Here is a 20176-nt window from a genome sequence, read left to right on the forward strand (position 1 = left end):
CTTGTGCGCTCGGGCACCAAGCTGAGTTAGATCAGGTTCCGGGATGGAAAAACACCATCCTCCTCCAGTACCACAATCATTTGTATATAAAAGATAGGAATATATCAATGGACTTACGCAGGATTTCATCCTCGCTGCTCTTCAAGATCATTGTCGCCATCATATTGGGCATTATCTGTAGTCTCTTCTTCCCGGAGACTCTAGCCCGTGTCTTCGTCACCTTCAACGGGCTCTTCGGTAGTTTCCTCGGATTCTTTGTTCCCGTGCTTATCTTCGCCCTTATCACCCCTTCTATCGCAGGTCTGGGACGCGGCGCCGGTAAATGGTTAGGAATCACCACCGGTATAGCCTATGGTTCGGCTGTCATTTCGGGTCTGATGTCTTGGGGTATCGCAACGCTGATCTACCCATGGCTGCTCGCCAATCAGGATGAAGTTCGCGTCTCTGATATCGATGAGGGCGCTCTCACGGCGTATATCTCGATCGAAATGCCCGCCCCTATGCCTGTGATGACTGCTCTCATCCTTGCTTTCGTTCTCGGCGTGTCTATGACCACTGTAAAGTCGGATACTCTTTACGGGGCCGTCGCTGATCTGCGGCGTGTTGTGATGAAGGTTATCGCTAGCTTTATTATCCCGCTACTGCCTATCTATATTTTCGGCCTCTTCCTCTCCCTCGGTATGAATGGCAACTTAATAGATATTCTCTCGGCGTTTACCAAGGTGCTGCTCTTGGCCATCGTTTTCTCTTTTGTACTGCTGGCAATCCAGTATCTGCTTGCGGGTGCGATTACCGGCCGCAACCCTTTGACCGCTCTGAAGAATATGATGCCGGCTTATTTCACCGCGCTTGGCACCTCCTCCTCCGCCGCTACCATCCCGGTTACCTATGAATCAGCCCTGAAAAATGGTGTTTCCCGCTCTGTTGCGGGCTTCGTAGTTCCGCTCTGCGCCACCATTCACCTCTCTGGTTCCATGATGAAGATCTCGCTCTTCGCCTTCGCTATCATGTTCCTCGATGGTATGGCATTGCCTTTGCCGCTCGCCCTCGGTTTCATCCTCATGCTGGGTGTGACCATGGTAGCCGCACCGGGTGTTCCTGGTGGAGCTATTATGGCGGCAGTGGGGCTCCTATCGTCCAATTTAGGCTTCACCGATGAGCAGGTGGCGCTAATGATTGCCGCCTATATTGCCATTGACTCCTTCGGTACGGCCTGCAATGTGACCGGCGACGGTGCCATCGCCATGGTGATTGATAAATTTGCCAAGGGCACCATCGTTCGCAGCGAGCTTGATGAGGGCGACGATCTCGGCCTTGCGCTCGCTATTTCGGGCGAAGAGCATACAAAGTCCTAGCTGATACCATCCCACCCCAAGAGATCACCCTGATCTCTTGGGGTGTTTTTTGTTGGCCATCAACTCTCAGGTGGGGTTAGGCGGCCTCAACAATTTTTCTATTGCTTTACAGAAATGGGGTAAATCTGATTAAATAAAGGTCCATGGCAAAAAACACTGGTTTTGACCGTGGCGCATATATTGAAATGCAGTCGCGACATATTCAGGCTCGTCGCGAAGAAATCGGCGGAAAACTCTATCTCGAAATGGGCGGGAAGCTCTTCGACGATATGCACGCCTCACGCGTCCTCCCTGGATTCACTCCCGATAACAAGATCGCAATGCTTGAAGAGATTCGCGATGACGTCGAAATACTTATTTGTATCAATGCCAAGGATCTAGAGCGCCATAAGATTCGCGCCGACCTTGGCATTACTTATGAAGACGACGTGCTCCGCCTCGTGGATGTCTTTCGGGATCGAGGTTTCCTCGTCGAGCACGTGGTGCTGACTCAACTCGAAGACGATAATCGTCTTGCACATTCTTTCTTAGAGCGCCTCGAGCGCTTGGGACTCAAGGTAGCCAAGCACCGTGTCATTCCAGGCTACCCCACCGATATGGATCTTATCGTCTCCGAGAAGGGGCTCGGCCGCAATGAATATGCCGCCACGACAAGAAACCTCGTTGTTGTGACGGCGCCAGGACCGGGTTCCGGGAAGCTCGCTACCTGCCTGTCCCAGATTTACCACGAGCATCGCCTGGGTATTAATGCCGGCTACGCAAAATTTGAAACCTTCCCTATCTGGAATCTCCCTCTCGAGCACCCCGTCAACCTTGCCTATGAAGCTGCAACGGTAGACCTCAATGACGCGAATGTCATCGATCACTTCCACCTTTCCGCCCACGGGGAATACACCGTGAACTATAATCGCGATGTCGAGGCTTTTCCATTGCTGAAAACCCTCCTGAAACGTCTCACAGGAGCCGAACCTTATCAGTCGCCAACTGATATGGGTGTGAATATGGCCGGTCTGTGTATTACCGACGACGAGGTGTGTCGTGAGGCTTCTCATCAGGAGATTATCCGCCGTTATTTCAAAACGCTTGTCGACGAAGCCCGAGGTGGTCTGGATTCTACCCAATCGGATCGTGCCGCCGTGGTGATGGCTAAAGCGGGTATCAGCGTCGAGGATCGACGTGTAGTTCAACCAGCGCGCGATAAAGCAGCCGCAACCGGTCAGCCAGGTTCTGCGATCGAATTAGCCGATGGCACCATTATTACAGGGGCCACGTCTCCCCTGTTGGGCTGCTCTGCTGCCATGCTTCTCAATGCCTTGAAGTATTTGGCGGGGATCGACGATGAGGTGCACCTTTTGTCGCCGCAGTCCATTGAGCCTATTCAGTCTCTTAAAACGGATCATTTAGGATCGCTCAACCCTCGATTGCATACAGATGAGGTGCTGATCGCGCTATCTGTTTCTGCTGGCAGTGATACGCAAGCGAAAGCCGCTCTCGATCAACTCAAGCATTTAGAGGGATGTGATGTCCATACCACTACGATTCTCGGTTCCGTTGACGAGAGCATCTTCCGCAATTTAGGGATCTTGGTAACCTCCGATCCGCAATTTCAACGCAAGAGTTTATATCAAAAGCGTTAATGAGACCCCATGGCCCGCACCGAAGGGCCATGGGGTTTTCAATGTTTCACGTGAAACATTTAGTGTCAGATCGTCGCAGCTTTCATCTTCGCGATATAGCTACCTAACTGTGCCAGGAGATCCTCACGTGATTGATCACCCTGATAGGTAGCAATAATGGAACTTAAGGCAGAACCAGTTATCACTCCCCTAGCTCCAGCTGCCAGAGCATTCGTCACATGCTCCGGCTTTGAAATGCCAAATCCTAGGAGTACGGGTGGGCCATTGAAACGGGCGATATTTTCCACAACTTCCTTCAGGCCCGTCATCTGGGCGGTACGCTCTGTACCCGTGACTCCATCACGGGAGATGGCATAGATATAGCCTTGAGATAGTTGAGCGACCTCGGCAAGGGTTGCCGCTGAGGCCTGAGCGGGAGCAATGAAGATGGGGGCGATATGTGCTGCGTGGGCTGCGCGCACAAAGGGCAAAGATTCTCTAACAGGAAGGTCTGGCATAAGGATACTATCAGCGCCAGCATCTGAAAATTCTTGATAGAACGCGTCAATACCACGGCTAAATGCCACATTGCTATAGACGAGCATTCCTATAGGGATATCGGGGAACTCCTCGCGAATACGGCGAATTAAGCTCAGACATACCTCAATGGTGCCGCCGGCGTTCAGGCCTCTCAGATGTGCGGCGGCGATGGTAGGACCATCGGCGACAGGATCAGAGAAAGGTACCCCGAGTTCGAGAGCGTCGGCACCGTGGCGAATAGCGGTGCGGATAATATCGAGTGAGGTTTCAAGGTCAGGGTCGCCTAGCATAAAGAAAGGGACGAAGGCACCTTCGGAACCCAATCGCTCAAAGAGGGCCTCGTAGCGATTCATGAGATTTTCTCCTTTGTGATCGATAATTCGGGATGCTCGGAGAGGATACGGCGCACATGATCAATATCTTTATCGCCGCGACCAGATAGGCATACCACGATCGTTAGCGACTTCCTTTCCTTCTCCGCTTCCACGGCAGCCTTCAGGGCATAAGCCATGGCATGGCTGGATTCCAAGGCCGGGAGGATCCCCTCATAGCGACTGAGTAACTGGAAAGCTTCTAAAGCTTCAGCATCGGTGACAGGGATATACTGGGCCCGCCCCGTTTTGGCCAGATGGGCGTGTTCGGGACCGACACCAGGGTAATCAAGCCCAGCGGAGATGGAATACGATTCTAAAACCTGCCCATGAGCATCGCGCATCAAATAACTATGCGTTCCATGCAAAATTCCCTCAGAGCCGTGGGTGATGGTGGCTCCATGAAGTCCCGACTCGATTCCTTTACCCCCTGGTTCGGCGCCGACTAGAGCCACGGAGGGCTCATCGATAAAATCAGCAAAGATGCCTATGGCATTCGATCCCCCACCCACGCAGGCAACAACCATATCTGGCAGCGTTCCTATGCGCTCGATAATCTGAGCCTTGGCCTCGCGCGAAATCACTCGGTGGAACTCCTTGACAATAGTTGGGAACGGATGTGGACCGGCCGCTGTACCGAGAAGATAGTGAGAAGTAGAAAAATGAGCGGTCCAATCTCGCAGTGCTTCATTGACGGCATCCTTGAGGGTGCCAGAGCCAGAATGAACCGGAATAACTTGAGCCCCCATCAGCTCCATTCGGTAAACATTCGGTTGTTGTCTGGCGATATCATGGGCACCCATATAGATCACGCAGTCCAGACCTAGCAGAGAACACGCGAGCGCCGTTGCGGTCCCGTGTTGGCCAGCACCCGTCTCGGCGATAATCCTCGTTTTCCCCATGCGCTTTGCGAGGAGAGCCTGGCCGATTACCTGATTTGTTTTATGAGCTCCCCCATGGAGAAGATCCTCTCTTTTGAGGAAGATCCTGACATACTGTTTCCCCGTCAATGGAAGATTCGAGCACTCGCTCAACGGAGTGGGGCGACCGAGATAGTCTTTGAGATAGCGCTGAAATTCAGCGAGAAAATCGGGGTCCGATTGGGCGTGGATAAAAGCCTGCTCCAACTGATCAAGGGCAGGTATGAGGGATTCTGCGACAAACTGTCCTCCAAATTCGCCGAAATAGGCTGGGAGCTGTGAGGCTTGGATAGTCATGGTTGTCCATTCGGGTAGGTTTTGGGTTTTTAAAAAGGGTTGAGGGGATTGGCATAGCGGCGGATAGAGGTGAAGATATCCTTGATGAGTGCAGCGTTCTTATGGTGCTGGTACGCGCTCCCGCGCGGGTATTCGAGTCCGGAATTGAAATCTAAACCTCGTGTTCCCACAGCGAGGGCATCATCGAGGTGGTCAGCAGAGATACCGCCTGCCAGGAGACAGTGATGCGCTATATCGTTGGGGACTCGCGCCCAGTCGAAGCTAAGGCCACTGCCACCGTGATGCGCATCGAGGACCAGAAGATCGACGAGCGGCGCTAAATTGCGAGCTAGTTGTGGTCCCTGTGGTGAGGTCATAGAGACGGCGCGCCAAACAAAGAGCCCGTCCCCATAGCGATCTCGGGCCCGTTGAACAAGTGACTCCTCTTTTTCCAGCGAACCCTGATAGGGAGCGTGAAGTTGGATTGCGTAAAACCCCTCATTATCAAAGGCTGGCCAGTTCTCGGTATCGGTCGTGACCGCGATATAGTCAAGGCCAGGTTCATTTGTTATGACTTTTTGCGATGTTTCACGTGAAACATTGCGTGGACTCGAGGGGGCAACAATGAGACCTCCGTACCTCGCCCCGGCGGCGCGGGCGACCTCAGCTACCTGAGGTGAACGCAGACCGCATACCTTATGGTCGCCGTAGATCAAGGAGCGGCAGGCTCGGTCAATATCTTCTTGGGAGGTCAGCTGAGAGCCCACGAGAAAAGCGTCGGAGTGGGCGGCGAGGGAGCGGACTGTTCGATGATCGCGAATTCCGGACTCAGCAACCACCACCGCGCGATCGCCAATGATTTCACGTAGGCGGGCTGAGCGGGTGAGATCGATACTAAGATCGTGGAGGTTGCGGTGATTCACCCCTATGATCCGAGCCCCTAGGTGAAGGGCTCGCCTAGCCTCATCGGCGTTGACGACCTCCGTGAGAATATCCATTCCTAACTCAGTGGCTCGGCGAGCAAGTAAGCGATACTCGGCATCGCTTAGAACGCTCAGCATTAAGAGGACGGCATCCGCACCGAAATAACGCGCAGCTGTTATCTGGATTTCGTCGATAATAAAATCTTTACACAGGACCGGAAGATGGGTGCTCGCGCTGACAGTTGCGAGGTGATCATAATCTCCGCCAAAGAAGCTCGGCTCGCATAAGACCGAGATCGCAGCCGCATACCGGGAGTAAACCCGCGCGATCTCCCCCGGACGATATTCAGAACGAATAAGACCCAAGGAAGGGGAAGAAGACTTGCACTCTAGTATGAACTGCGCGCCGGGTTGGCTCAGACTCAGCTCTAGACTCCGCTGCGAACGCGGCAGCGAAGAATTTTCTATCCCTGGGATGCGGGAGGCAATATCAGCGAGTTGATGGCGTCGTGAATGCACAATATTTTCCAGGATAGTGGGCATTTTAGCGTCCATAATCTGCCCTCTCGTGAAGGTCCAACCAGCGATCGACGACCTGATCATCGAGAAGCGCCTGAGCCCGCTGAACGCCTTCCTTAAAAGTTTGGGCCTGACCGTGGAGGTAGAATATGGCACCAGCTGATGCACACAGGGCATCTCGGTGTGCTGCGCTACCGCGTCCGGCGAATACCTGGCGCAGGAAGGCAGCATTCGCAGTGGCATCGCCCCCACGTAACGCAGAAATGGGGCGGCGAGTTAATCCCAGGTCTTCTGGTGAGAGTTCATAATGGTCGATTGTGCCATCGGGTAGTAACTCCCATATTGTAGTCGGCGCGTGTAGGGCAATTTCGTCCATTCCCCCACCGTGGACAACCATAGCTCTCTTGCGACCTAGATCTCGAAATACTCGGGCGATCATATCCCCTAGAGCCGGATTAGCGATCCCCATGAGCTGGAACTCGGGTTGTACCGGAGAAAGAATCGGACCAATGGTATTGAAAATAGTGGGAATTTTTAATGAGGTGCGTACAGGTACAACGTGGGCCACCGCTGGATGATAGGCGGGAGCAAAAAGGAAGGTGAAGCCCGAGGATTCGAATTGACGTATGGCCCGTTCAGGATCGAGATCGAGGGGGATACCTAATGCTTCGAGGACATCCGCCGATCCAGATTGTGAGCTGACGGAGCGATTCCCACATTTAATCACTTTCGCACCACCCGCGGCGGCGATCAATGAGGCTCCAGTTGAGATATTGATGGTATGGAGACCGTCGCCTCCAGTACCAGCGGTATCCAGCACACCCTCGCCAGAAATAGGAATCGGGCGAGCTGCCTTTAAAAAGGCCCGAGCTACTCCAGCGATATCCGCATAGGTTTCACCCCGCGTCCGAATAGTAGCAAGAAGTGCTGCGATATGGATATCGTCGTACTCCCCGACCGTTAACGGGGCGAATACCTCGGCCACTTCCTGGACAGAGGGGGTTGGGTTATCTAAAAAAGCGACAAATCTTTCGTGCATAGTTGTCATGAGTTGAGATCCTTCGTTAAGACGATGATCGGCATAAGAGCGAGATCATGCGATCAATGATCTCAGGCCCTTGCGGAGTGAGAATAGATTCGGGATGGAATTGCACCCCGATAGCTCGCTGATCCTCAGTGATAGCGGCCATGACCACAGGGCCAATATCCGAGGGTGCAGTAGCAAGAGATACCATTCCTGTGGGTACGGTTACCGCTCCGAGAGAGTGATAGCGCGCTACCGGAACCGTGACTTTGTCGCCGCGAACTCCCGGTATCCTCTCGAGGCCCAGACCGTGAAAGAGGGGGCTCTTTTCACCTGTTGGGCTTAATTCCATCAGATCTGTGGTGCCATGGACGGGACCGCAGGGTTCTATTCGGCCACCACAGTGCTCCACGAGCGCTTGGAATCCTAAGCAGATACCAAGAATCGGAATGCGACCGATACAGTTGTCAATGAGCTCCATCATTTTGCCTGCCTGCGCTGGGTAACCAGGCCCTGGAGATAGACAGATGAGATCGGGTTGGGCTTGCAGGACCTGTTCAATCGGCACCGTATTGCGAAAGACGATGCATTCATAATCACTGAGAGCGTCGACCAAGTTATAGACAAAAGAATCGTGATTATCGATGAGAACAATCCGGATGGTCATGAACGTTCCACCTCTAGCTTTCGTCCTGCGGCTTGTGCGATAGCATCCAGCACCGCATATGCTTTGTGCACCGTCTCGTCAGCCTCGGCTTGAGGCGAGGAATCTCGAACCACCCCAGCACCCGCCTGTACCGCCGCCTGGCCATCTTTGACAAAAGCCGATCGAATAATAATACAACTATCCAAGCTGCCGTCACCGCGCACATACCCTAATGCACCTCCATAGGAGCCACGGCGCTGCTGCTCAACTTCGCGCAAGAGGGACACCGCACGCAGTTTCGGCGCTCCTGTGAGTGTTCCCATATTCATACATGCTCGGTAGGCATCTAAAGCATCGACCTCAGGATGAAGCGTTGCAGTCACTCGCGATACCAAATGCATTACTCGCGAATACCGATCGACGTGCAAGAGTTCGTCTACCCTGCGGGTGGCGGGGATGGACACACGGGCGAGGTCATTGCGGGCGAGATCCACGAGCATTATATGCTCAGCTATTTCTTTTGCGTCGGTGCGCATGACTAATTCTTGGCGTATATCTAGCTCCTCGTTAATGCTGCCATCGCTATTGAGACCTCGGGGTCTCGTGCCCGCGATGGGATAAAGCTGAACCTCTCGGCTCCTGTGATCGAAAGTGAGATTAGATTCCGGTGACGCTCCAAAGAGTTCAAAGCTCTCCCCCGCGGCACTTTCTTTTCCGCGCACATAAAACATATAGGGTGACGGATTCGTTTCCCGCAGTACTTTATAGGCTGCAAAAGCATCCGGGCATTCGAGAGTAAATGTGCGGGCCGGGACAACCTGATAAATATCCCCAGAATAAATTGCCTCCTTTAACCGTGCGATATGAGCACAAAAGACACTGTCACTAAGATCAGCTCGTGCTTGCAACGGTTCTTCTTCACCGACGGGGGGAACATCCGAGGGAAAATGCTGCGGTGCGTGGCTAATCTGTTCCTTCAGCTGCAAAGCACGCTGTGTGGCGGCCTCCGCACTTAAGCCAAGGACCTCAATATCAGCGGTGCGCTCGCGATGATTAATTCGTAATATCTCTTCAGCTACGAGGAATTGATAATCGGGGTAGCTATTATGACCCATAGCAACCGGTGGCAGCTCTTCAAAAGTTTCTAAAAGATCGAAGGCAAATCCCCCAGCCAAAAATGGAAGGATCTGACCCGAGTAGGAGGCGTGAAGGGCCAACAGTCTGAGTACGTGGGTATTATTGATGGCGAGAAGACGAGCTCGCTCATCAATCTCATTGCTTGGGGGGAATTCTACTACTAGCAGATCCGATGAGTGCTCACAGCGATAGTCTGATAATTGCACAGCGAGATCGTCAATAATATGGCACCCTATATCGGATAACGCCTCGATACTCACCCGAGGGCCAGAACATGTGACGCGAGCAGCTCCTCTGATGATGGCCAGACACGTCGTTTTCTTCTTCGAGGCGATATCTGCGCCTTCAAGGAGGACGGAATCATCGCGTACGGTGGCTCCCAGAAACTGAAAGAGTCCAGCGGCATCGTCTCGGTATTCGACTTTCTCTACGTGGGTGCTGATCATTCAGAGCACCTGCTTTTGGGATTGAGATAAGTGTGCATGGGGTACTTTCTTGAACTCATAGGAATCGCTGTAATGCTGCTAGCAGTGAGTACAAAAAAGACCCCCACCAACAACACTATGGCTGGTTCCGAGGGCCGATATTTTTAATAAAGAATCAACGAAGAGCCCGCGGACTACGGGCGCCACCAGAAATTCTTCATCGTATTCATTAACACGTAATCTACATGTCTCCCCGGGCTCTTGGCAATTCTTTTTCCTTAATAGGGGTGGTTTTATTGGTTGAAAAGTTTGGCGAGAAGCCACTCGAATAATGCCACGACCTATAGTTTACCCTTAACCTTTTTCGTCACACTGACGTAACGAGCCTGATCCGTGACAGCTAGTGACATCTCACGCGGTGACTGAAATCTCTAGGATTTAACAGCTCAATAGATTATCCTCGAGCTCATGCGACGTTTAATTACTTATGCCCTCGTGGGTGTCCTCTCGGTAGCACTCAACACAGCTGCACCGGCCACAGCTCTTCCTGTGGTTCCAGATGATCTCAACGTCTTTCCGCACTCAGATATTCAGGCCCATCCTTCGATCTCAGTGACCGATGAGAACGGTAATCCCATCACTAAGCCAGTACATCGCGGCGATATCCTTTATGTTCATGGGAGCGGGTTTGACCCTGGTGCCAACCGCGGCGGTTTTATTTTCCCCATTCCTCCTGGGGTTCCTAACGGTGTCTATGTTCTTTATTCGGGATTGGCCAACGACTGGAAACCGTCCGAGAAAGCCCCAAGTTCGGCGCGCCAGCACCCCCATGATCGTATGGCGTGGATGCTCACCGAATCTAGTCTCGCGGCCGTGCCGGACTTCCCTGTAGATATGCGCAGGGTACTTGCTCGAGTGGCACAGCCTATGCACGATGACGGCAGCTTTGTTGCCCGTATTGTCGTCGACCCACCAGCGACTACCGCCGGCGATCAGTACGGAGTCTATACCTATGCTGCTGCTGCAAGTATAAATCCAGACGAAGAACTTTTTATCCCCATCCCATTCGATCCAAGCCCTGGGCCGCGCACGTCTATTCCGACCCGTGATTTGCTCGTTGATGCCTCTGGCATGGAAGCAGTCACCTCCGCACTTCGGGGTGGAATCGGTACGCGCGAGGGCGCTGATCGCACCGACGATGAGGTTAGCTACACAAAGGAGGCCGATCAGCCCGATGGGGTTATTCGCTATAAGGGCGTGGTGCTCTTGAAGGCTAAATTCTCAACTTTAGAAGTAGCCGTGGCCAATCCGTGGCTACATCCTCGTCGCGAGGGTGGATATAGCGTGAGTGCTGAGATTTCGCGTGGTCTCAATCTGGGCACTGATAGCATGCAGCGGACGGTTATCGGACATGTCGACGCAGCTAGCGGAACGCAAACACTGCATCACGGCATCATTGATTTAGCTACCCTCACTTTTGCTTCCTAGCGAGCTTGGGCTCTACTACAGTGATACTGAGCGGTTTTTTCACGTGTGCGGTGGAGAGTCAGTGCAGGAGGTAGCATTAGCCCGCGGATATGGGACCTCGCGCTGTCTCATCTGTTATATCAGTGGCATTCAGTGAGGATAAATCTAGCTAAAATGAACATGGTTTGCTTTGAGGCATCAGCTCCATTTAGATTGTACTCAATTCAAATCTCAACTTTATGGTAGACAAAGGACGCGTTATTGCACTCGTACCAGAGATATTATGACTACCTCACCCTTCTGCCGGTCGAATCTGGGGTCTTGAACTAAAGGCCCCAGATTGATCATGATATGCGCATAGATTTCGGGCATGAGATGGAGAAATGAGGTGGTCGAGGCCTCAGCCGCCAGAGTGGATGAGTGAGATGCACAGCGTCGATCGCCGTAAAACGGAGTTATCACTCTCTACAGGCGTGAGCTCTCGGTGAGGTTCCAAATTTGCTGATATCCCCGCGATGCGGGGAAGTAGTCGCTGCCTTTCTCCACTGCCATTCGGGTGAAAAAGCCTGAGAATTAGTACTAACACGTACTAACACCGAATTCTCTTGCCGTATTAGACTATGACACATGACTAATCCGAGTGAGATTCCCGCACACCGCTACTCCCCCGCACTAGCTGGCCTCATTGAAAAGAAGTGGCAAGAATACTGGCGCGAGAATGGAACCTTCAACGCAGCGAACCCCGTGGGTGCCTTGGCTGGTGAGGGCGAACTTAAAGCCGATAAGCTTTTCGTTCAAGATATGTTCCCCTTCCCTTCAGGTGTGGGCCTACATGTAGGCCACCCTCTCGGATATATCGCAACAGATGTCTATGCCCGCTTTAACCGGATGCAAGGCAAAAATGTTCTCCATACTCTCGGTTATGATGCCTTCGGTCTACCGGCAGAACAGTATGCAATCCAAACGGGAACTCACCCAGCAATAAAAACCCAAGAGTCGATTGCAAATATGCAACGTCAGCTTGATCGATTGGGATTAGGTCACGATAAGCGCCGCTCGATTGCCACCACCGATGAAGATTTCTACCGGTGGACCCAGTGGATCTTCCTCCAAATCTACAATGCGTGGTTTGATCCCCACGAAAATAAAGCTCGCCGCATAGCGGAACTGATCCCCCTACTAGAATCCGGCCAACGAGAGATTCCAGCGCATTTGGCTGAGGAATTTCACACCCACGATTACACAGCACTCGACCGAATCCAACAGGCCGACGTCATCGACGAATACCGCCTCGTTTATCAGTCACATTCGATGGTCAACTGGTGCCCCGGGCTGGGCACTGTTTTGGCAAATGAGGAAGTCACCGCGGAGGGCAAATCCGAACGCGGTAACTTCCCAGTTTTCCGCAAGAAATTGGTGCAGTGGATGATGCGTATCACCGCCTATTCTGATCGCCTTATCGATGATTTAGAGCTGCTTGATTGGCCTGAGAAGGTCAAGAGCATGCAGCGCAATTGGATCGGACGTTCTCGCGGGGCAGAGCTCGATTTTACAAGCCATAATCATAAGATTCGCGTATTCACCACCCGCCCCGACACCCTTTTTGGTGCTACCTATATGGTTCTTGCTCCCGAGCACGAGCTCGTTGACACGTTGCTCGCAACTGGGAACCCAAGCTATGAAGGCGTTGATGAGCGCTGGACCTATGGAACTGATGATCCCGCTGCAGCCGTCGCTGCGTATCGCGCTGATATTGCCGCAAAATCGGATGTAGAGCGCCAAGAAAATAAGGAGAAAACGGGCGTTTTCCTCGGTGTCTATGCCACTAACCCGGTCAACGGCGCCGATATCCCCGTCTTCATCGCTGACTATGTACTCACCGGCTACGGTACGGGTGCGATTATGGCAGTTCCTGCGCACGATATAAGGGATTATGAATTCGCCCGCGCTTTCGGTCTTGATATCGTGCCTGTGCTCGACGGCGATATTTCCACCGAGGCTTTTACCTCCGATGCCCCACATATCAATTCGGCTAATCAACGCGGCTTGGATCTCAATGGCCTGGGCAAGGATGCGGCTATTAAAAAAGCCACTGATTGGTTGATGGCTGAGGGCATCGGCGAGGTTAAGGTGCAGTATAAGCTGCGAGATTGGCTCTTTGCCAGGCAGCGCTACTGGGGCGAGCCTTTTCCCATTGTCTATGACTCTGACGGTATCCCCCACGGCTTAGACGAATCCCAGCTACCGGTAGTCTTGCCCGAGGTTCAGGATTATAAGCCCGCGACCTTTGACCCGAGCGATGCCGATTCTGCCCCTCAGCCACCGCTCGCGAAGGCAGAGGACTGGGTGAATGTGGAGCTCGATCTAGGCGATGGCCTTCAAACTTATCGCCGTGATACCAATGTGATGCCGCAATGGGCAGGTTCCTCGTGGTACCAATTGCGCTATATCGATCCTAAGAATGATCAGGCATTCTGCGATCCTGAGAATGAGAAATACTGGACCGGCCCGCAGTGGGAGGGCGATTGTGGCGGCGTTGACCTTTATGTAGGCGGCGTGGAGCACGCGGTCCTCCATTTGCTTTATGCTCGCTTTTGGCACAAAGTTCTCTTTGACTTAGGGTATGTCAGTTCCTTTGAGCCCTATCGTCGTCTCTTCAACCAAGGGTATATTCAGGCATTTGCTTATACCGATTCGCGCGGCGTCTACGTGCCTGCTGCCGATGTCATCGAGCGCGATGGTGAATTCTTCTACCAGGGAGAAAAGGTTCATCAGGAATACGGAAAAATGGGCAAATCGCTGAAGAATGCGGTATCTCCTGATGAAATCTGCGATGATTTTGGCGCGGATACTCTCCGTGTGTATGAGATGGCGATGGGCCCCCTGGATACCTCCCGTCCGTGGGCAACAAAGGATGTTGTGGGGTCGCAGCGGTTCTTGCAGCGCCTGTGGCGCCTGGTTGTTCATGAGGATACCGGCGAGCTCGCGGTGACCGCCGAGGCGCTTTCCGATGAAGCCACCAAAACTCTGCATCGTACGATCGCAGGTATTACTGAGGACTATCAGGCCCTGCACCTGAATACGGTGGTGGCGAAGTCGATCGAGTACGTCAACTTCCTCACCAAGAATTATAAGGGAGCGGTGCCCCGCCAGGCCGTGGAGCCCTTGATTATTATGATTGCCCCATTAGCCCCGCATATCGCTGAAGAATTGTGGCAGCGACTCGGCCACGACTCTACGATCGCCTTCGAACCATTCCCATCCTATGACGAGAAATGGCTCAGCGATGACGAGGTGGAACTGCCGGTGCAAATTAACGGCAAGGTACGCGCCCGCATCATGGTCGCGGCTGACGCCGATCAGGACGCTGTCATTACAGCCGCACGTAACCACGAGACGATCGCCCAGCATATAGCTGGAAAGGACATTATCAAGGAAATCGTCGTGCCCGGTCGCATGGTCAATCTTGTGGTGAAATAACTCATGTCTCTACCCCTCGAGGAGCGCCCCCTAGGTCCGCTCCTCGTTCTGGGGGCAGGCGTGATGGGATGTATCGCGCTCGTACTCATCGATCCCACCGCACCGCGTGCCCCCCTGTGCCCGTCGAAGGCGTTATTTGGATTTAATTGTCCAATCTGCGGTAGCACCCGGATGCTCTACTATGTACTCCACCTCGATATCGCCAAGGCCCTAGCAATGAATGCTTATGGCCTTGTGGTGCTTGTTCTCGCGGCGTGGGCCTGGCTTTATTGGCTAGCGAAGACCTTCGCGCTCAGAATACCGACATGGACCTCACAGCGCTGGGTATGGTGGCTTTTAGCCGGTGGCTTTGTGGTGTGGTTTATACTGCGCCTAGTAGTGCCTGAGTTGCAGGTATAAATCAGCGGAAAAGGTCCCAGAGGCTGAATGTGGTGCGCTTATAGATAGCGTTTTTCACAGCCCTTTTGGGGTCTTTGACCAAGCCCATACCGCGTTGGCCATAACCGGGGATAAGAGTGCGCTTGACAGCGCGTTTAGCGCGGCCGGTGGTGCGTGCTTTGATGGATTTCTTGAGGGAGGGTTTTCGCATTCCAAATCTCATAGTTTTTTAGTGTAGAGGATCGCGGCTGTAGCCTCAGGAATTTTTCGTGCTACCGCACTCGCTGACGTTGGTGCCGCCCCATAGGTCGTTTGTGCCGCTAGGAACCCTGCGATATTTAAGATATGGACACTGAGTGGTATAGCGAGATTGATATTGAGCTGACGGGCCTGGTGGTGGGCTACCCACGCTCCCATCATCCCTGCCAAGAGGTCACCGGTTCCCGGGGTTGCTAGCCACGAGTGACCCGAATCTATTGCTATCACTGCGTCCCTACTGCCTGTGCATATCACTGTTTTTCTCCCCTTCACCACAAGAGTATGGCCCATATGATCCGCAAGCTCTTGAATGGCCCCTAAGCCGCCCGTGGCTAGTGATTCCGTGCAGAAATTTCGCGCCAGAGTCTCAAATTCTCCGTGGTGTGGCGTAAGAACAGTGGGATCTGTGCGCGCGATCAGCTGACTACGCAAAAGCTCCGATTGCGCTAGCGTGGTCAATGCTCCAGCGTCAAGGATGACGGGGCAAGGAGAGCCAAGAATATTCTCGATATCGGCCGCTCCTGCTCCGCCTGGACCGATCACCCAGGCATCGACCGCTCCGTCTTGGCATACTACCTCAGGATTAAGAGCAATGACTTCGTTCGCGCATGGTCCGAGATAGCGCACCATGGAGCTGGTGGCTTGCACACCGGCGGTAGTCGCCAGCACCGCTGCACCTGGATAGGTGGGGCTACCAGCAATAATCCCCACTACTCCCCCACTGTATTTGTGATCGAGTGGTCCAGGGATGACGCGGTGGGCGTCGAAGTCTGCCCCTCGAACTCCGATTTTCCCATCAGCGGTGATGCTATGGCTCAGGTACCCCAAGGGAGTGTGGAGATGATCTTCAATTCCAATGGGTGCAATGGAAATAGTGCCACAATGAGGACTGATGAGATGGGCACCCCGAGCCGCTCCAAAACTGATCGTGTAATCTGCGCGTATATGTGGGCTGAAGGCGACACCCGTATCGGCATCAATTCCACTGGGAATATCCACACTCACGATGACCGCATTTTGATTGTTCGCAATAAAATTGTCTATCTTTGGATCAATTCCGCTATGGCAGCCGAGGCCCACGAGGGCATCGACAATAAGATCAGGAGTGATCTTATCAAGATCGCCGATTATAGATCCCCCAGCCTCGGTGAAGGCTGTGAGTGCCGGAAGGTAGGCCTCATCTGGCATATATGCACAAATTCTGTCATAGCCACGCTTAATGAGATCCACCCCTGCATAGAGACCATCACCACCGTTGCCTCCTATGCCAGCCAAGATCAGTATAGTGGCATCGGCGCGAACACATGCAGCAATGTGATCGGCCACAGCGTGAGCGGCAGTACGCATAAGCCGATCGTCGGGATGAATAAGGGGCTTCTCAGCCTCGCGAATCGTTGTGGCCACATAAGCGGTGAACATACCCTCAAGCGTACGGGATATATCACCCTCATTGGGTTAGGTGTGAACCAAGATCGCCGACTAGGCTTGACTATATTATGAGCGTTGGCAAAATTCTCCTGTACTACAAGTTCACTCCCATTAAAGACCCTAAGGCGGTTATGTTATGGCAGCGTGAACTGTGTGAATTGCTCGGCCTTAAAGGTCGAATTCTCATCTCCGAACACGGCATCAACGGTACTGTCGGCGGCGATATGGCCGCTTGCAAACGGTACGTCCGAAAATTCCGTGAGTACCCAGGCTTTAAGGGCACTGAATTTAAATGGTCCGACGGAGGGGCCGATGACTTCCCTAAGCTAAGCGTTAAAGTTCGCGATGAGATCGTCGCCTTCGGTGCACCGGGTGAACTTAAAGTCGATGAGCGTGGTGTCGTCGGCGGTGGAATTCACTTGAAACCCGAGGATGTCAATAAGCTGGTGGAAGAGCGCGGTGAGGAGGTCGTCTTCTTTGATGGCCGCAATGCCATGGAAGCCGAGATTGGCAAATTTAAAAACGCCGTTGTCCCCGATGTGCGTACCACTCATGATTTCATCCGCGAGCTTGAATCTGGCAAATACGACTGGATGAAAGATAAACCTGTAGTGTCGTATTGCACTGGCGGAATCCGTTGCGAAATCCTCTCCTCGCTCATGAAGAACCGAGGATTTAAAGAGGTCTATCAAATTGACGGCGGTATCGTGCGCTATGGAGAGCAGTTCGGCAACTCTGGACTGTGGGAAGGCTCTCTCTATGTCTTTGACCAGCGCATGCACCTAGAATTTGGCGCCGGAGTAAAAGACCCCGGCTTTGTCCAACTTGGCCACTGCAAGTGCGGTGCACCCACGAATAAATTTGAGCACTGCATCAACGAAGACAATTGTCGAGATCTCGTTCTCATGTGCCCAGACTGTTACGAGAACCTCGAAACCCGTCACTGCGGGCGCCCCGAATGCGCTGAAGTGGCTCGGCACGCTAGTCTGAGTACCCACTAAAAAAACCACTCCAGCCCCCGAGCATTCACCTGCGCGGGGGCTTGAGATTTCTGTATATGGATGTCAAGGAGCTAATGGCCCACGATGGACATCTGGAATACGGTGACCATCCAGATCATTGAGAACGGTACCAAAAACCAGAAGGTGCCCATCCAGGGGCGCCATCGGGTATACCCTAAATATTTCCGATACATTATGACCGCGCACCCTAAAGTCGCCACTATTGGTATGACACTCGTCAGTGCAGGCCACCATAACTCCGCGTTCCTTGAACAAATCCATACAACCTCGCCGCCATCACAGAGCGGCCCGCCCCTCCACCGCGCAACCCAAGCCAAAATATAAGCCACGAGTGCGGTCAGAAGCGGAGTGAGTAGGGCAAAGTAGATCGCCTGCCTGGTTGAGGTGCGGTTACGTAGAGCTTCCGCTAAAGGATCAGTGGCATCGGCTAATTCATCGAATGAGTGCGCGCCGGGTCTAAAGCGGTTGGCGTAATCGGCATCGGAACTTAAGTCATTTTCGGGATGGTCCATGGCCTACCTCGGACGGATTGAGAGATCAGGAATGTGGGCGTCGGCAGGCAGGGTGAGGATATTCAGCAGGGTGTCTGCAACGGTGTCCACCGATAAGTACTCTCTCTCAGTATACGGTCCACCCTCCTGCTCTCGGATAGCTCGTTGCATATCGGTGGCGATGCGGCCCGGGTAAACACTACTGATGCGTATCGACTTATGCTCTTGTCTAAGTGCCTCACACCATGCACGGGCGGCGAATTTGCTAGCCGAGTAAGCGCCCCAGTGTGCATGAGTATTAAGTCCCGCACCAGAATTCACATAGATCATCTGGCCACTGCTGCGTTCAAGTGCCGGTAGATAGTGCTGAGTTAATTCATAGGGGCCTAGAAGATTGACGTCCATATGGGCTTCCCATTCGCTGCGCGGCTGGGTGGCTGTGGGCCCGAGAGTGGCGATGCCGGCGCAGTGGACAAGGGCGTCAAGTCGATCGACGACAGGTAGTTTTGCCATATCCCCGTGGGCTAGATCTAACTGGAACCATTCGAGGTTTTCATGCTCGAAGGGGATCATACTGCGATGGTGCTGGGCGTAGACATAGTAGCCCGACTCTAGCAATAGCTCAGTAAGCCGCTTTCCTACGGAGCGGCTCGCCCCCGTTATAAGCGCGGTTGCTAAGGACTGCTGAGACATAGACCAAGGCTCCTTGAGATCGACAGAATATAGATCCCAGCGTACCCGGCAACGTGGTCGATGGTATAGGGGGTATCAGAACAGGGTCACTCAACCTCGCGGGCATTCTCTACAATATCGCCGTAGGAATCAGCGAGGTCTTGTATTAAAGAGGCGAGGCGCACGGCGTCGTCATAATCTTCCTCCGGAAGAGAGGTGAACATATCCGTGAGGTGACCGATACGCTCCTCCCCCACCCTCGTCAGCTCACGGCGGCCGAAATCGGTGAGCTGAACCCTGACCCCGCGCCTGTCTGCTTCCTCGCGGAGCCGCTCAACCATTCCCCGGTCCTCCAATTGGTGCAGGGCATTAGAGGCGGTCGGCATCCGAATACCCTCGGCCTTCGCAATATGGCTAATACGGCAGGCACCTTCTTCGGCTAATCGCGCCAAGATAGTCAGCTGCGGACCAGTGAGGTCGGAGGACTGCGCCTTACGGAAATAGAGCACATAAAGTTTCGTCAGTGCAGGGCGCACGCGGATTGCTAGTTCTCTGGCGGTTTTAGCATTCATAATCTTCTAATTGTAGCTATTTTCCCATCCTGAGTTCGAGTTTAAGCTGCATGAACGTTGATTAATTGATCACATTTATATCTGTCAAAAGACCTTTCGCGCTGGAAGACGGATTACTCAATAAGTCTAGTTCCAGCCTTTCTGTGGGCAGGTAAATCGTTAGAAGTCGCTGTCTTAAGAAAATCCTAAGAGCGAACATAAATAGCTAAACTGGGAGCATGGTGGAATTTGTAGGACAAGTCACGCACCGGTTGGCTCGTCGCCGCCTCCTCAATAAGTGGCGCGCCGGGCAGGTAAGTCGGGCGATGGTCTGTGAGGCTGATTTTCTTCTTGTGGCAGCTGCCCGCTATCACGGGACCCCCGCTCCTTATCCGTGTCCAATCTGTTCGGAGGATGACCTCCGCGAAGTGCTGTGGGTCTACGGCGAACAATTAGGCCGAGCCTCTGGAAGTGCCAGATCGTTAGCGGAGATTGAGCAATTTACACAGCAAGGACGAGAGTTTACTATTCATAAAGTAGAGGTATGTCCCAACTGCCAGTGGAATCATCTACTCGCAGCGGCACATATTGGGCCCTAAGAACTCATCCGATTGGGCATCCCAGACATAGATAGACAAAGATAGACCAAGATAAAAGAAAAGATCTGGGACGGAAAA

At 53.1% G+C, this 20176-nt stretch carries 18 protein-coding genes; 7 read left to right on the forward strand and 11 right to left on the reverse strand.

Annotated elements, in window-relative coordinates:
* Positions 1–107: 107 nt before the first annotated feature.
* Both NXT00_RS07610 and NXT00_RS07615 read left to right on the forward strand, forming a co-directional pair.
* Positions 108–1355: a dicarboxylate/amino acid:cation symporter gene (locus NXT00_RS07610; RefSeq protein WP_259158607.1), complete on the forward strand. Its 1248-nt coding sequence runs from the start codon at positions 108–110 to the stop codon at positions 1353–1355.
* Between the two features lie 143 nt (positions 1356–1498).
* Positions 1499–2992: a DUF1846 domain-containing protein gene (locus NXT00_RS07615; protein WP_259079518.1), complete on the forward strand. Its 1494-nt coding sequence runs from the start codon at positions 1499–1501 to the stop codon at positions 2990–2992.
* A gap of 65 nt (positions 2993–3057) precedes the next feature.
* Here the strand turns inward: NXT00_RS07615 and trpA are convergent, their stop codons facing one another.
* Genes trpA through NXT00_RS07645 form a run of 6 tightly spaced genes read right to left on the reverse strand, consistent with a single transcriptional unit; the run spans position 3058 to position 9773 of the window.
* The gene (gene trpA / locus NXT00_RS07620; RefSeq protein WP_259158608.1) at positions 3058–3864 is read right to left on the reverse strand and encodes a tryptophan synthase subunit alpha; all 807 of its coding nucleotides are present in this window, start codon (positions 3862–3864) and stop codon (positions 3058–3060) included.
* Positions 3861–5099, reverse strand: a complete 1239-nt coding sequence (gene trpB / locus NXT00_RS07625) for a tryptophan synthase subunit beta (RefSeq protein WP_259158609.1) — start codon at positions 5097–5099, stop codon at positions 3861–3863. Before trpB ends, trpA begins: the two co-directional genes overlap by 4 nt.
* Positions 5100–5128: 29 nt before the next feature.
* A complete protein-coding gene (gene trpCF, locus NXT00_RS07630; protein ID WP_259158610.1) occupies positions 5129–6556 on the reverse strand; it encodes a bifunctional indole-3-glycerol-phosphate synthase TrpC/phosphoribosylanthranilate isomerase TrpF in 1428 nt (475 codons plus the stop codon).
* A complete protein-coding gene (trpD, locus tag NXT00_RS07635) occupies positions 6546–7568 on the reverse strand; it encodes an anthranilate phosphoribosyltransferase (RefSeq protein WP_259158611.1) in 1023 nt (340 codons plus the stop codon). Before trpD ends, trpCF begins: the two co-directional genes overlap by 11 nt.
* A gap of 16 nt (positions 7569–7584) precedes the next feature.
* A complete protein-coding gene (locus NXT00_RS07640; protein WP_259158612.1) occupies positions 7585–8211 on the reverse strand; it encodes a glutamine amidotransferase-related protein in 627 nt (208 codons plus the stop codon).
* A complete protein-coding gene (locus NXT00_RS07645; protein ID WP_259158614.1) occupies positions 8208–9773 on the reverse strand; it encodes an anthranilate synthase component 1 in 1566 nt (521 codons plus the stop codon). The genes NXT00_RS07640 and NXT00_RS07645 overlap by 4 nt, the downstream gene beginning before the upstream one ends.
* Positions 9774–10220: 447 nt before the next feature.
* On the opposite strand from NXT00_RS07645, the gene NXT00_RS07650 reads away from it, so the two are divergent.
* The 3 genes from NXT00_RS07650 (at position 10221) to NXT00_RS07660 (ending at position 15098) form a co-directional block, all read left to right on the forward strand.
* Positions 10221–11240, forward strand: coding sequence for an HtaA protein (locus NXT00_RS07650; RefSeq protein ID WP_259079561.1), 1020 nt, complete (start codon positions 10221–10223; stop codon positions 11238–11240).
* A 606-nt stretch (positions 11241–11846) separates the two neighbouring features.
* Positions 11847–14699, forward strand: a complete 2853-nt coding sequence (leuS, locus tag NXT00_RS07655; RefSeq protein ID WP_259158616.1) for a leucine--tRNA ligase — start codon at positions 11847–11849, stop codon at positions 14697–14699.
* A 3-nt stretch (positions 14700–14702) separates the two neighbouring features.
* A complete protein-coding gene (locus NXT00_RS07660) occupies positions 14703–15098 on the forward strand; it encodes a DUF2752 domain-containing protein (protein WP_259158618.1) in 396 nt (131 codons plus the stop codon).
* A 1-nt stretch (position 15099) separates the two neighbouring features.
* On the opposite strand, the gene NXT00_RS07665 is transcribed toward NXT00_RS07660, so the two are convergent.
* The gene (locus NXT00_RS07665) at positions 15100–15300 is read right to left on the reverse strand and encodes a hypothetical protein (RefSeq protein ID WP_259079576.1); all 201 of its coding nucleotides are present in this window, start codon (positions 15298–15300) and stop codon (positions 15100–15102) included.
* Positions 15297–16754, reverse strand: a complete 1458-nt coding sequence (locus tag NXT00_RS07670; RefSeq protein WP_259158620.1) for a bifunctional ADP-dependent NAD(P)H-hydrate dehydratase/NAD(P)H-hydrate epimerase — start codon at positions 16752–16754, stop codon at positions 15297–15299. The genes NXT00_RS07665 and NXT00_RS07670 overlap by 4 nt, the downstream gene beginning before the upstream one ends.
* A 77-nt stretch (positions 16755–16831) precedes the next feature.
* On the opposite strand from NXT00_RS07670, the gene NXT00_RS07675 reads away from it, so the two are divergent.
* Complete coding sequence (locus NXT00_RS07675; protein WP_259158622.1) at positions 16832–17764, forward strand: rhodanese-related sulfurtransferase; 933 nt, start codon at positions 16832–16834, stop codon at positions 17762–17764.
* 71 nt (positions 17765–17835) lie between these two features.
* Here the strand turns inward: NXT00_RS07675 and NXT00_RS07680 are convergent, their stop codons facing one another.
* From NXT00_RS07680 to NXT00_RS07690, 3 genes are all read right to left on the reverse strand, one after another.
* A complete protein-coding gene (locus NXT00_RS07680; protein WP_259079581.1) occupies positions 17836–18297 on the reverse strand; it encodes a hypothetical protein in 462 nt (153 codons plus the stop codon).
* Positions 18298–18300: 3 nt separating this feature from the next.
* Positions 18301–18969, reverse strand: coding sequence for an SDR family oxidoreductase (locus tag NXT00_RS07685; protein WP_259158623.1), 669 nt, complete (start codon positions 18967–18969; stop codon positions 18301–18303).
* Between the two features lie 86 nt (positions 18970–19055).
* Positions 19056–19520: a MarR family winged helix-turn-helix transcriptional regulator gene (locus NXT00_RS07690; protein WP_259158624.1), complete on the reverse strand. Its 465-nt coding sequence runs from the start codon at positions 19518–19520 to the stop codon at positions 19056–19058.
* A 218-nt stretch (positions 19521–19738) separates the two neighbouring features.
* Here NXT00_RS07690 and NXT00_RS07695 point away from each other — a divergent pair, with 218 nt between their 5' ends.
* Complete coding sequence (locus NXT00_RS07695) at positions 19739–20098, forward strand: DUF5318 domain-containing protein (protein ID WP_259079592.1); 360 nt, start codon at positions 19739–19741, stop codon at positions 20096–20098.
* The last annotated feature ends 78 nt before the right edge of the window (positions 20099–20176 follow it).

It is taken from the genome of Corynebacterium sp. ES2715-CONJ3 (assembly GCF_024814365.1).
Taxonomy (GTDB): Bacteria; Actinomycetota; Actinomycetes; order Mycobacteriales; family Mycobacteriaceae; genus Corynebacterium.